This window comes from Sphingobium sp. TomTYG72, from assembly GCF_055394715.1.
Window position 1 is genome coordinate 768,733 of record NZ_AP027336.1, and the last position, 12,923, is coordinate 781,655.

Below are 12,923 nucleotides of genomic sequence, written 5' to 3' on the forward strand. Positions count from 1 at the left end.
GCGTCGGGGGTTTGGACGAGTTGCCCAGGTTTGCCATGATCGGGATAGGCGGCGAGCCCGAATGAAGCCGTAAACGCATATGCGTCCAATTATGTGTGATAAGTTGGAGGACGCTTAATCATGGGGAAAGCGGCCCCGAGATTGCGCCGCATCGGTGAAGCTGGCGAGCTGACGGACGCTTCCGTTTATCCACAGCATTTCTCAAGAAGGACTGGCGCCCGAGGTGGTAGCGGCGCTATCAATGCAAAATGCCTCATGCCGGTTTTGTACCCCTTCGCATCTTTTCCTCTTTCACCATGCTGGAAGGCGCGATCGAGCCGAAGAAGATCGCGAAGCAAGCGCGAACGCTGGGCTTTCCGGCAGCAGCGATTACTGACCGCAATGGCCTTTATGGGTCGATGGCTTTTTCAGATGCCTGTAAGGGCGAGGGCGTTCAGCCAATAATTGGAGCCATGCTGGGCATATTGCGACCGGGGCGCCCTGCCAATGCCGCTGCTGTCCATGATTGGCTGGCGCTTTATGCCCAGGATGAAGCGGGATACGATAATCTTTGCGCGCTGGTTTCGATGGCCCACCTCGACCGTCCGGTCGAAGAAGTTCCCCACGTTACTCTGGATGCGCTGGTTGGCAGGACGGAAGGGCTTATCGCTCTGACCGCTGGGGCGGAGGGAGCGCTTGCTCGATTGTTCGCGGAGGACCAGCCTGACGCCGCGTTTGCCTATGCTGACCGGCTTCAGACCCTCTTTCCGGATCGTCTATATGTCGAAATTTGCCGGAGGCTTGATCCCGTCGAAGGCAAGGCGGAAGCTGAATTGCTCGAACTTGCCTATTCGCGTGATCTGCCGCTGATCGCTACCAATCCGACCTGCTTTGCCGAACCTCACTTTCACGAGGCGCATGATGTGATGCTCTGCATCGCCGATGGGGCCTATGTCGAAACTCCCGACCGGCGGACGAGTTCGCCTGACGCCTGGATGAAACCGGCCGCAGAAATGAAGCGGCTGTTTGAGGATTTGCCGGAAGCAATCGCCAACACGCTTATAGTCGCCCAGCGTTGCGCGGTCGCTGCACCAAAACGCAAGCCGATCTTGCCGAGCCTCGCTGGCGACATCGAAGGCGAGGCGCAGATGTTGCGCGAGCAGGCAACGGCAGGACTGGAGTGGCGGCTGGAAAAGGCGGGGATCGAGGGAGAGGAGGCCCGCCAGCCCTATTTCGACCGGCTGAAGTTCGAAACCGACATCATCATTCAGATGGGTTTCCCCGGCTACTTTCTGATCGTTGCCGACTTCATCAAATGGGCGAAAGAGCAGGATATTCCGGTGGGTCCGGGCCGCGGATCGGGCGCTGGCTCGGTGGTCGCCTGGGCGCTCACCATTACCGATCTCGATCCCCTGCAACTGGGGTTGCTGTTCGAACGATTCCTCAACCCCGAACGCGTTTCCATGCCGGACTTCGATATCGACTTTTGCGAAACGCGGCGTGGTGAAGTGATCCGCTATGTTCAGCAGAAATATGGCTCCGACCATGTGGCGCAGATCATCACATTCGGTAAGCTGAAGGCGCGCGCGGTGTTGAAGGATACCGGACGCGTCCTGCAAATGAGCTATGGCCATGTCGACCGGCTTGCCAAGCTGGTGCCTAATCATCCCACAGACCCCTGGACGCTGGAGCGGTCCTTAAACGGCGTGGCGGAGTTCAAGGCCGAATATGACAATGACAATCAAGTCAAACGACTGATTGACTATGCGATGAAGCTGGAGGGCTTCCCCCGGCATAGTTCAACGCATGCGGCGGGCGTCGTCATTGGCGACCGGCCGCTGTCACAGCTTGTGCCGCTCTATCGCGATCCGCGGTCGGACATGCCGGTGACCCAGTTCGACATGAAATATGTCGAAGGCGCGGGATTGGTGAAGTTTGACTTCCTGGGTCTCAAAACGCTGTCTGTTCTGCAAAAGGCGGTCCAGCTGCTGGCCGGGCGCGGCGTCGAGATCGATTTAAGCGTCCTCAGTTGGGACGATCCGGCGGTTTATGACCTTCTTCAGCGGGGTGACACAGTCGGCGTGTTCCAGCTGGAATCGGAAGGCATGCGCAAGACGCTGGCCGCCGTTCGACCCACCAATTTCGGCGACATCATCGCGCTCGTTTCGCTCTATCGACCCGGCCCGATGGACAATATTCCCATGTTCGGACGCCGTAAGAATGGCCAGGAAGATATTGAATATCCTCATATTCTTCTGAAGCCTATCCTCGAAGAGACATACGGCATCTTCGTCTATCAGGAACAGGTGATGCAGGCCGCCCAGATATTGGCGGGCTATTCCCTTGGGGACGCTGACCTTCTTCGTCGTGCCATGGGCAAGAAGATCAAGGCGGAGATGGATGCTCAGCGAGCGCGGTTCGTGGAAGGTTGCGCCGGGAGCGACATTCCGGCCGCCAAAGCCAATGAGCTGTTCGATTTGATCGACAAGTTTGCGGGCTATGGCTTCAACAAGTCCCACGCCGCGGCCTATGCGCTGCTTGCCTATCAGACGGCATGGTTGAAAGCGCATTACCCGGCGGAATTCTATGCCGCCTCGATGGCATTCGATATCCATCTCACGGATAAGTTGACCATCTTTGTTGATGACATGCGACGCATGGGCCTCAGCTGCCTTGCGCCCGATATCAATCGCAGCCTTGCCGACTTCTCCGTTGAACCGATCCAGTATGAGGGTGAGGATGCGCGCCTAGGTTTCGCGGTGCGCTATGCCCTGGGGGGCCTAAAGGGCGTCGGTGAAAAGGCGATGGAGCAGCTGGTTGCCGAGCGGGATGCGGGCGGCTCGTTCAAGTCCCTTGATGACTTTGCGGATCGGATAGAGCCGCGACTGTTGAACCGCCGCCAGCTTGAAAGCCTGGCAGCGTCAGGCGCGTTCGACGAAATCCATCCTGATCGGGCTGGAGTGCATGCAGCGGCAGACACTATCCTGAGCGTTGCCGCCAGTGCTGCTGAAGCGCGCGAAAGCGGGCAGGGCGGCTTGTTTGGCGACGTCGAGACGCCGCATGCAGACGTCCGGATTCCGCCCCATCAGACCTGGTCCACTGCGGACAGAATGGCGCAGGAAAAAGAAGCCTTTGGCTTTTATTTCTCGGCGCACCCTGTCGATCGCTATCGTCATCTGGCTGAGGCGCGCGGTGCGAAAAGCTACGGAGCGATCTGTGCCGAGCAGGTGGCGGAGGGCGGTCGCGCCAACGCGGTCATGGCCGCGATGGTGGAAGAGGTGCGCTGGCGCGAAACGCGACGCGGCGCGCGATATGCGGCAGCGACATTCTCCGACAGCAGCGGGCAATTCCAGGCGAGTTGCTTCGATGAAGATGCATGCAAGGCTATCGAGGCTATGGCGCGGGACGGTGATTGCGCCCTGTTGATGGTAGAGCTGGATCGTATGCCGGGCGAAGAAACACCTCGAGTGACGATCAGAGGCGTGGAGCAGTTCAATCAACTCGCCAGCGCATCGCGGATGGAATTGGTGGTGGACGTGCAGGATGCTTCAGCTGTAAACGCGTTGGCGGAACTGCTGCTGCGCAACAGGGGTGGGCGCAGCGAGGTTTTCCTGCGTACCCCACTGGCGGGCGGTAAGGCTGCGCGGATGTTCGTTGGGGATGATTTCCTGATCGGGGCGGACCAGGTGGATGCGATCGCGCTCATTCCGGGCTTGTCCATCCAAAGCTTCGAACGGATGGAGCCGAAAGCGGATGGGTATCGGGCACGGACTCGGCGCTCCGGCTTCAGGCTGGTCGCGGCAACGGCCTGATCAAAAGAGTTGAAGCTGTGGACCTGCGGGCGGACGGAACAGGTCGGTCCTGAGTGTTAGCCTCTCGCCTGAAAAGCCGACGCGTTTTCGCGCTTTGATGACGCGGGTGCGTATCAGGTCGGCCCAAACCCCCTGTCCTCGCATTCTGCTCCCGAAATCAGGATCATTGTCGCGGCCTCCCCTGATTTCACGAATGATTCCCATGACCTTCGCGGCTCGGTCGTAAGCGTGGGCTGGAGGCCGCAGATCAGGCGGCTTCGGCGATCGGTTGCTGATCTGGCCGCCAGTTCCAGGGCAGGAGTTCATCCCAGCGGGCAGCAGGCCAGTCGCCAGCGATCTTGGCGATGACATCTGCGATATAAGTCTGCGGTTCGAGGCCATTGAGCTTTGCGGTTTCGATGACGGAGTAGATGGCCGCCGCCCGATCGCCGCCCGCCTTTGAGCCGGCGAACAGCCAGTTTTTACGGCCCAGGGCCACGCACCGCATGGCACGCTCCGCGATGTTGTTATCGATCTCCAGACGCCCATCATCGAGGAAGCGCGTGAGCGCCACCCAGCGCTTGCGACCATAGGCTATCGCTTTCGCCATCTCGGACTTGGGCGAGAGGCGGCGCAGGGCATCATCAATTGCTTGCCGCAGATCATCGATCAACGGCTTAGTGCGGTCGTGCCGGCTTCGTCGGCGGATCTCGGGTTGCTGGCCTCGAACCTCTGCCTCAATCTCATAGAGTTGGCCGATACGTTCCAGCAGGTCGGTGGTGAGCGGCGTCGGCTTGGAGGCGTGGATGTCGAATATCTTCCGCCGGAAATGCGCCCAGCAAGCAACCTCGGTGACGCGGTTGGTGTTGTAGAGCTTGTCATAACCGGCATAGCCGTCGGCCTGGAGATAGCCCGTGAAGTTGGCCAGCTGCCGCTGGGGATGCGCACCGGTGCGATCGGTGGTGAACTCATACCAGACCAGCGGCGGGGTCGTGGCGCCAGAACCCCGATCGTCGATGGCATACGCCCAAAGCCTACCGGTCGCCGTCTTGCCCCGCCCCGGATCAAGCATGGGAACCGGCGTATCGTCGGTATGAATCTTCGAGGCGGTGAGGCCGACCTCTCGGATACGACTGATGATCGGGTCGAGCAGCACGGATGCCTGTCCCACCCAGCCTGCGAGCGTCGAGCGGTCGATCTCGATGCCCTGTGCCGCCATGATCTCGGCCTGCCGGTACAGCGGCAGATGATGATCGAACTTGGAGACGACGACGTGAGCCAGCGTGCCGAAGGTCGCCTTGCCCCGGGCAATGGCTTTTACCGGCGCGGGCGCCTGCACGATCTTCTCGCAGGACCGGCAGCTATACTTGGGCCGGATGGTCCGAACGACACGCCATTGCACTGGCACGGCATCGAGCATCTCGTCGCTATCCTGCCCCAGAGGCCGCAGCGCTCCGCCGCAATCTGGACAGGTGCAACTGCCCTGTTCGGGCTCGATCCGCTGTTCCTCCCGCGGCAGATGAGCGGGTAGCGCACGAACAGGCGACGGCCGATCAACCTCTGCCGGATCGGCCCGACGCGCGGCGGCGACGATCGCCTCGCCTTCGAGTTCTTCAAGGGCCAGCTCAAGCTGTGCGATCTGGGTATCGAGCTTCTCGGACGACTTGCCGAACTGCATCCGCTTGAGGCGCGCGATCTGCACGCGCAGCGTGTCGATCAAGATGTCGCGGGCAGAAATATCGGCGTGGGCGGCCGCCAAAGCAGCTTCGAGCTCGGCGATCCGAGCGTCTTTGTCAGCGGTGGAAAGGCCTGCGTCCGACACTGCGATCCTATAGCGGATCAGGGGCTGCAATGCCAGAAAAAGTGCCGGAAAATGGGCGCTTTATCCCGCGAGCGAAGGGGTAAAAGTGCGCTCCGGCCGTCGCCAGTCAATGCCTTCCAATAACATGGAAAGCTGGGCCGCGGTCATCACCACCGACCCGGTCTTGGTCGATGGCCACACGAACCGGCCACGGTCCATCCGTTTGGAGAAAAGGCACATGCCCTGACCGTCATACCAGAGCAGCTTCACCAGATCACCGCGCTTCCCTCGAAAGGCGAACAGCGCACCGGAATGCGGGCTCTGCTCCAGAACCTGCTGCGCCATCACGGCCAGGCCGTCAAAGCCCTTGCGCATGTCCGTCGCCCCGCAGGCCAGGAATATCCGCGTTGAGGGCGGCAGCGGGATCATTGCGTCAGAACGCCGATTACCCGCGACAGGGCATCGGCATCTACCGTGGCGTCCACACTCACCCTGATGCCCGACGGCAGCTCGATGCCGATCACGCCGACGCTGCGCGCCGCGACCGCCGGCGCAGGCAAGGCTAGCTGGTCGCAGATCTGCACCTCCGCAAAGGCAGGCTCGATCGGCTTGCGCACCCCGGCAAGCTCGCCAGACATTGCCTGTCGCCGCCATGTGTAGATCGATCCGCTGCCGACATCATGACGTTCACAGGCCGAGCGCACGCAACCCTCGGGGCCAAATGCATCCCGCAGGACGGCCAGCTTCTGCTCCACCGTCCACCGCCGCCGACCCGACACCCGGCTAACGATCTCTATCCGACTACTCATACGACCGCTCGTATGAGTAGTCGCTGCACCGCTCGCTGAATCCTCGATCTCGTCCGACACCAGCCACCCCGTTCAAAGAGCGGCAATCATCCCGGCGAACGGGCGCGGCGCAAGGCGGCCGTCAGACCCCGCTTACGCTCGGTCTGGGTAATGTTCCTGAAGCCAGGCGCGGAACAAGGGCGCCACTTCGAAGGGGAGCCGCACCGGAATGAAGGTGGCGTCGCGAGCTCCGGCGGCGGCGACCGTCTCGACTATGGCCTCTATCTCGTGGTCCGTGATGGCGGGAATGATGGGAGAGACGCTGGCGACGACTGGCACGCCTGCTTGCGCCAGCTGACGGATAGCCTCCACCCGCCGAAGTGGATGGGCTGCGCGAGGTTCGAGAGTGCGCGCGACCTTCGGGTCAAGGGTCGTTACGGAGATCATCACGGCGACGAGCCGGTCGCGCGCCATCTCCTTCAGAAGATCGAGGTCACGAAGAACCCGGTCGGACTTTGTCGTGATGAAGAGTGGGTGGCGGCATTCAGCTAATATCTCAATGCATTGCTGGGTGATCTTCCAATCCCGTTCGATCGGTTGATAGGGATCGGTGTTCGTCCCCATGGCGATAGGGGAGACTCGGTAGGACGGCTTTGACAGTTCGGCGCGGAGCAGGGCGGGCGCATCCGGCTTGGCGAAGAGCCGCGTTTCGAAGTCCAGACCGGGTGACAGATCGTGATAGGCGTGGGTTGGCCGGGCGAAACAGTAGATGCATCCATGCTCGCAGCCCACTAACGGATTTATTGATTGGCTAAATCCGATGTCTGGGCTTGAATTCCTTGATATAATTGTCTTCGGGTGCAGAACTTGAACCGTTGTTTTCGGGCGCGGAGTTTCGCCGTCAATCAGAACTTGGGAATCCAGCCAATCGCCATCCCGCTCCCTTTGAGGCAGGTTGAACCGCGCTGACGCTCCATTGGTCGTCGCGCCGCGTCCTTTGATAGCGTCGGGCATGGCTGGAACATATAAAGAACAAACTGCATATGGGAAAGAGGTATTTCTCACTTCATAGAAACTGAGATACTTCCTTTATCAGCTTTCGCAGATCGTCTTCGTCGCCTTGACCCATCGGCAGATTGAGGGATGATGCTTCTTCGCGAATGCTGTCTAGAAATGGATCGGTGATTGGAACGCTGGTGAAATCATCCCAATCCCATTCGCCCTCAATTCCGTCCAGATGTTGCTGTAGATATGTCACGACTTCTCCTACCGTGAGATCCGTCGTCGATTTTAGAATGGAGAGCTTTTGTAAAATCAGAACTAAGACAATGGCTGGAATGGCAATAGGGGCGAGTAGAAATGCAGGCCACCCAGTTATATGCCAATGTCGCTGCTTAGCCATGATGACTCTTTAGCCTGCTTGGATCACCGCGCCCAGAGCTTGTTTGTGCAGTATAGTTAACGAGATGTTCGCAGCCCCGATAGGCGTTGATTGATTGGGTAAAGGAGATGTCGGGCGATTTATTGCGGCTGATGATGGTGCGCGGATGTTCAACCGTGACCTGTGTACGCCGACGTGGGGCTGGTCCGTTTGCGGTGTCAATTGCGTCGAGCCAGTCGCCGTCAGCGATCTGTTCCGCGATATTGAAGCGGTGACTAGCGACATTCAACGTCGCGCCTCGACCCTTTTCAGCAACCATGCTTACTTAGAACATAAAGGGAACACGGTGGCAAGCCTCAGTAAGTCAGCGCTCCATCAAGCGGGGCATCAGTTCGACGAAATTGCAGGGGCGATAACGGCTGTCGAGCTGGGTGGAGAGAATTCCGTGCCAAGCGTCCTTCACCGCGCCGGTAGAACCCGGCAGTGCAAAGATATAGGTCCCCCGCGAGACGCAGGCGGTGGCCCGCGACTGTATCGTCGAGGTTCCGATTGTCTGGTAGCTGAGCCAGCGGAACAGTTCGCCGAAGCCGGGTATTTCCTTGTCCTGGACCTGTGCGATCGCTTCCGGGGTCACATCGCGACCGGTGACGCCCGTGCCTCCGGTGGTAATGATGCAGTCGATCTGTGGATCGTCAATCCAGCTATGGAGGCGGGCAACGATCGCGGCTCGATCGTCTTTTTCGATATAGCGCGCAGCCAATATGTGGCCCGCCGCCTTTATCCGTTCCACCAAGGTGTCGCCGGAGCGATCGTCTGCAAGGCCTCTGCTGTCGGACACAGTCAGGACCGCAATCCGCACCGGCAGAAATGGCCGGTCCTCATCGATCGGCATTAGTCAGAGCCGCCCGCGATGCTGGGTGCGGACAGGTTGCTGTTCTGGCTCAGCCTCACCATGCGCGTCCCCTTGGCGGTGGGGAAGGTCGGCCACATGCCCTGCGCCATGCCGGTGAGGCAATCGGCGCTGCCCTTCGCCTGGATTTGGTACATCCAGTAGTTGCGCATGACGATGTTCACATAAGCGCGGGTTTCATAATAGGGCAGCGACTCCATGAACAGGAGAGGGTCGCCATTGTCCTTGACCTCGCTGTTCCACCGTTCGACGGGCAGCGGGCCTGCATTATAAGCGGCCATGACCTTGGGCAGAAGACCGCCGGTGGCGCTCATGTTGCGGAGATTTTCCAGGTAACGCTGACCATATTCCATGTTGGTCGATGGCACGAAGAGTTGGGCAGGGGAGGAAAGGCCCATGTCGCTGCCGGTGCCGGGCATGACCTGCATCAGGCCGCGGGCGCCTGCACTGCTGACGACGTCGCTACGGAAACCTGATTCCTGAAGCGTGTGGGCATAGATCAATGCGGGATCGACACGCCATCCGCCATCCGGACGCCAGTCGGGCGTCGGGAAACGGGCGAAGCTGCCAGGCTGTTTACCCGCCGGACCATTATGGGCGAGCCAAAGCTGGGTCGCTGGAAGGCTGAGAGCGTTGGCGAGTTTCAGCAGCGCGTCATATTGGGCCGCGCCGCCGATCCGGACCTGGTGGCGGATGAACTGGTCGGCCTTCGAGATCTGCCCGATGGAGGCAAGAGCAATGGCCGCGCGGGCATTCGGGCTGTCCTTGAGCTGCTGCCAATCGGCGGCGCCAAAGCGGGGCGCCACTTTGGCGCCCCCAACCGGCAGGCCCAATGTCTCGCGGGCGAGCAGGCCATAGAAGGTTTCATCGGATCGAGCCGCAGTCTTCAGAAGGCTTTCGACCTTTTCGGCCTGACCGCAGACCATATAGGCGCGGGAAGCCCAATAGGCTCCCGCTGCCCGCATGTCGGCATTTCCAGCGAGAGCCGCAACATTGGCGAACGCGGGCGCGGCTGTGGCGCAATCATGCTGCCGCCAAGATGCGAGGCCCAGCGTCCAATGTGCTTGCACCGTCCAGTCGCTGGTCGAACGGGTTTCGAGCGCTCGGTTGGCCATGCGGCGTGCGTCGGCGTCGTTATTCTCAATATAATAGGACCAGGCGACACGCTGGCGCACTTCCGTCACGCCTTCAGGAGTGAGGCCGATTTCCCCGGACGCCAGCAGCGTTTCCGCTCCGACAGGATCATCATTCTTGATGAAAGGCGTGATCTGGCCAACCAGCGCCTGGGCCAGCAGGTCGGTCTTCGTCGTGGCGACATATTCGCGGCGGGGTGCGGAACCCAGCCATACCATCTTCTGGATTTGCGGAAGGGTTGGCAGGATCGTCGCCCCCCGCTTTTGCGCCAGACGCGAAAGTTGATCCGCGTTGGGAAGCCACGCTGCCTTGTTCACCAGTTCGAGTACATCGAACAGCTCAACGCGTGGAGAGTCCTTCGCCACATAGAGGTCGGAGAGGGCAACGAAACGCATCGGATCCTGCGGATCCAACGCCAGGATCATGGCTTTTGCGTCAGCCCAACTCTGATTCGCCAGTGCGCCGTAGATGGCCGAGTAACGCCCCTTGTCTGCGTCATTGATGGACAAGGCGGAGTTCAAGTCGGACCTGAAGGCGGCTGTTGATGGCGCTTCATCCGCTTTTGCGGGCATGGCTGCGGCGGCACCCATGGCGGCCAGAGCCAGACAGGAAGATCGTGTGAGCGCGCGAATCACTGATGCATATCCTCGACCAGGCGTTGCAATGTGCGCCAACATTCCGCTTTCGCTGCGGGCTGCCCGAGCAGGAGCCGCGGGTGGAAAGTGGCTAAAGCAGGCACAATGCCGCCATCATGGTTAAAAAAGTGTAAACTTTCCATCCCTTGCTTGTCTTGTACGGGAAGGAATGTGCGGATCGTTCGGTCGCCCATAAGCAGCAGCTTGCCGGGAGCAGCGAGGGAGACATGGGTGCGCATGCGATCTGCTGCGGCATTCAGATCCGCCGCCTCCACCATGCCGCCGGGTGGGCGCGCGCAAAAGAGGGAAGCGATGTAGACCGTCTCACGCGACAAGCCGATCGCAGAGAGCATGGCGTCGAACAAGCGTCCGGCGCGATCGGCAAGCAATGCGCCTGCTTCCATGTCGGCCGGATCGGGCATGTCCGTAATTACCATCAGCGGCGATCCGGCTTGTCCCTGCGGCAATATCGATGGTCCGGACCAGCGGCGCTCGGGTTGTCCCGCATCCTCGGTGAGCCAGGTCGTGAAATCCTGAAGCGTTTCGGGCTTCTTCACTGTGACGGGAGCGGAGGTAGACGATGGCGGAGCGGCAGCTGGAGTTGGGCGCAGCCAATTCACCGGCGTTTCCGTCGTCGCGCCATCAACGCCCGCCATGTCCCACCATGCCAGATAGGCGCTGGCAGCATCGGCCAAGTCTTCCGTCATTCCCCGCATCGTTCTTCTAGGGCCAGAGGTTGACGCCGGGGTCAAGAATCTTCATCGGCAACCAGTGGTAAATCGTTTGAGTAATGCGGCGGCCGGACAGGAGAGGGAAACTATCCGGGCCGTCTCGATGGAGGGATTATGAGCGAACGGGAATCGATGCCCTATGACATCGTCATCGTCGGCGGGGGACCGGCGGGGCTGTCTGCGGCGATCAGGCTGAAGCAGCTGGCCAACGACGCGGGTCAGGAACTGGCGGTGTGCGTTCTGGAAAAAGGGTCCGAGATCGGCGCTCATATCCTGTCGGGCGCGGTGGTCGATCCCAAGGCGCTCGATGAACTGCTGCCGGACTGGCGTGAGATGGGCTGCTCGCTTGCTGAGGTGCCGGTACGCGATAATCAGCATTGGTTCCTGACCAAGCGCGGCAAATTGCCTGTGCCCCACATCGCCACGCCGCGCTGGATGCACAACAAGGGGACCTATACCGGGTCGCTGGGCAATCTGTGCCGCTGGCTTGCCGAGCAGGCCGAAGGATTGGGCGTCGAAATATTCCCTGGCTTCGCCGCCGCTGAAATTCTCTACAATGAAGATGGTAGCGTAAAAGGCGTTGCCACCGGCGACATGGGCATCGACCGGGAAGGCAATCGCAAGGGTGATTATCAGCCGGGGCTGGAACTGCACGCCAAATATACCTTCTTCGCAGAGGGTGCGCGCGGTCACCTGACCAAGATTCTCAAGCGCCAGTTCGAACTGGACAAGGATTGTGAACCGCAGGTCTATGGCCTGGGCATGAAGGAACTGTGGGATATCGATCCCGCGAAACACAAACCGGGCCTGGTCATCCATACGCAGGCTTGGCCGCTAACTGACGCCTATGGCGGCGGCTTCCTTTATCATCAGGCCAACGGGCAGGTTGCAATCGGCTTTGTGGTTGGTCTCGGATACCGCAATCCTTACCTCTATCCCTTCGAGGAGTTCCAGCGCTGGAAGCAGCATCCGGCGATCCGCCAGTATCTGGAGGGCGGCCGCCGCGTGTCCTATGGCGCGCGCGTGATCAATGAAGGTGGCTGGCAGTCGGTGCCGAAACTGGTGTTCCCCGGCGGCGCGCTGATTGGTTGCTCGGCAGGATTCGTGAATGTGCCGCGCATCAAGGGTACGCATACGGCAATGAAGTCCGGCATGCTGGCAGCCGAAGCGGCGTTCGAGGCGATTCAGAATGAACGCTCGCGCGATGTCCTGCATGACTATGATGATCGCCTGCGCTCCAGCTGGATCGCTGACGAGCTGAAGCTGGTCAAGAATGCCGAGCCGCTGCTGGCCAAGTTCGGCAATACGATCGGCACGCTGCTCGCAGGCATCGACATGTGGATGCGCACGCTGAAGATCGGCCTGCCTTTCACGATGAAGCACAAGCCGGATAATGAAAAGATCTGGCGCAAGGAGATCGGGCACAAGATCGATTATCCCAAGCCTGATGGGGTGATCAGCTTTGACCGCCTGTCCTCTGTGTTCCTGTCGAACACCAATCATGAGGAGGACCAGCCGGTTCACCTTCAGTTGAAGGACCCGTCCATCCCGATTGCCTACAACCTCCCCATGTATGACGAACCGGCGCAGCGCTACTGCCCGGCAGGGGTCTATGAAGTGGTTGGGCAGGAAGAGGGCAATCCCCGGTTCCAGATCAACGCCCAGAACTGCGTCCACTGTAAGACGTGTGACATCAAGGACCCGACGCAGAACATCAACTGGGTCGTGCCCGAAGGCGGCGGGGGGCCGAACTATCCCAACATGTAGGCGCCT

At 60.3% G+C, this 12,923-nt stretch carries 9 protein-coding genes and 3 pseudogenes; 2 read left to right on the top strand and 10 right to left on the bottom strand.

The window, feature by feature from the left end:
* Window positions 1-248: 248 nt before the first annotated feature.
* Complete coding sequence (dnaE, locus tag ACZ5U1_RS04005; RefSeq protein ID WP_464779475.1) at window positions 249-3,791, top strand: DNA polymerase III subunit alpha; 3,543 nt, start codon at window positions 249-251, stop codon at window positions 3,789-3,791.
* On the opposite strand, the pseudogene ACZ5U1_RS04010 reads toward dnaE, so the two are convergent.
* The 10 genes and pseudogenes from ACZ5U1_RS04010 to ACZ5U1_RS04055 all read right to left on the bottom strand — a co-directional run.
* Window positions 3,792-4,022, bottom strand: a pseudogene (locus ACZ5U1_RS04010) (PA0069 family radical SAM protein); the annotation flags it as partial. It lies immediately after the preceding gene.
* A gap of 16 nt (window positions 4,023-4,038) precedes the next feature.
* Entirely contained in the window at window positions 4,039-5,592 is a 1,554-nt protein-coding gene (tnpC, locus tag ACZ5U1_RS04015; protein ID WP_464777949.1) for an IS66 family transposase, read from the bottom strand.
* 60 nt (window positions 5,593-5,652) lie between these two features.
* A complete protein-coding gene (gene tnpB, locus ACZ5U1_RS04020) occupies window positions 5,653-6,000 on the bottom strand; it encodes an IS66 family insertion sequence element accessory protein TnpB (protein ID WP_065847213.1) in 348 nt (115 codons plus the stop codon).
* Entirely contained in the window at window positions 5,997-6,380 is a 384-nt protein-coding gene (tnpA, locus tag ACZ5U1_RS04025) for an IS66-like element accessory protein TnpA (protein WP_464777950.1), read from the bottom strand. Before tnpA ends, tnpB begins: the two co-directional genes overlap by 4 nt.
* Before the next feature lie 135 nt (window positions 6,381-6,515).
* Window positions 6,516-7,373, bottom strand: a pseudogene (locus ACZ5U1_RS04030) (PA0069 family radical SAM protein); the annotation flags it as partial.
* 52 nt (window positions 7,374-7,425) lie between these two features.
* Window positions 7,426-7,761, bottom strand: a complete 336-nt coding sequence (locus ACZ5U1_RS04035; protein ID WP_464779476.1) for a hypothetical protein — start codon at window positions 7,759-7,761, stop codon at window positions 7,426-7,428.
* 64 nt (window positions 7,762-7,825) lie between these two features.
* Window positions 7,826-8,059: pseudogene (locus ACZ5U1_RS04040) on the bottom strand (PA0069 family radical SAM protein); the annotation flags it as partial.
* Between the two features lie 45 nt (window positions 8,060-8,104).
* Window positions 8,105-8,632, bottom strand: a complete 528-nt coding sequence (moaB, locus tag ACZ5U1_RS04045; RefSeq protein ID WP_464779477.1) for a molybdenum cofactor biosynthesis protein B — start codon at window positions 8,630-8,632, stop codon at window positions 8,105-8,107.
* Complete coding sequence (locus tag ACZ5U1_RS04050; protein ID WP_464779478.1) at window positions 8,632-10,419, bottom strand: lytic transglycosylase domain-containing protein; 1,788 nt, start codon at window positions 10,417-10,419, stop codon at window positions 8,632-8,634. The genes moaB and ACZ5U1_RS04050 overlap by 1 nt, the downstream gene beginning before the upstream one ends.
* Window positions 10,416-11,126 (bottom strand): uracil-DNA glycosylase family protein, encoded by a 711-nt coding sequence (locus ACZ5U1_RS04055; RefSeq protein WP_464779479.1) that lies wholly within the window; start codon window positions 11,124-11,126, stop codon window positions 10,416-10,418. Before ACZ5U1_RS04055 ends, ACZ5U1_RS04050 begins: the two co-directional genes overlap by 4 nt.
* 138 nt (window positions 11,127-11,264) lie before the next feature.
* On the opposite strand from ACZ5U1_RS04055, the gene ACZ5U1_RS04060 reads away from it, so the two are divergent.
* Window positions 11,265-12,917 (top strand): electron transfer flavoprotein-ubiquinone oxidoreductase, encoded by a 1,653-nt coding sequence (locus ACZ5U1_RS04060; protein WP_464779480.1) that lies wholly within the window; start codon window positions 11,265-11,267, stop codon window positions 12,915-12,917.
* The last annotated feature ends 6 nt before the right edge of the window (window positions 12,918-12,923 follow it).

What these genes read in the sequence shown, in the direction of transcription:
- dnaE (WP_464779475.1), top strand. Translation starts at nt 249, where the DNA reads ATGCCTCATGCCGGTTTTGTACCCCTTCGCATCTTTTCCTCTTTCACC.
- tnpB (WP_065847213.1), bottom strand. Translation starts at nt 6,000, where the DNA reads ATGATCCCGCTGCCGCCCTCAACGCGGATATTCCTGGCCTGCGGGGCG.
- tnpA (WP_464777950.1), bottom strand. Translation starts at nt 6,380, where the DNA reads ATGAGTAGTCGGATAGAGATCGTTAGCCGGGTGTCGGGTCGGCGGCGG.
- ACZ5U1_RS04035 (WP_464779476.1), bottom strand. Translation starts at nt 7,761, where the DNA reads ATGGCTAAGCAGCGACATTGGCATATAACTGGGTGGCCTGCATTTCTA.
- moaB (WP_464779477.1), bottom strand. Translation starts at nt 8,632, where the DNA reads ATGCCGATCGATGAGGACCGGCCATTTCTGCCGGTGCGGATTGCGGTC.
- ACZ5U1_RS04055 (WP_464779479.1), bottom strand. Translation starts at nt 11,126, where the DNA reads ATGACGGAAGACTTGGCCGATGCTGCCAGCGCCTATCTGGCATGGTGG.
- ACZ5U1_RS04060 (WP_464779480.1), top strand. Translation starts at nt 11,265, where the DNA reads ATGAGCGAACGGGAATCGATGCCCTATGACATCGTCATCGTCGGCGGG.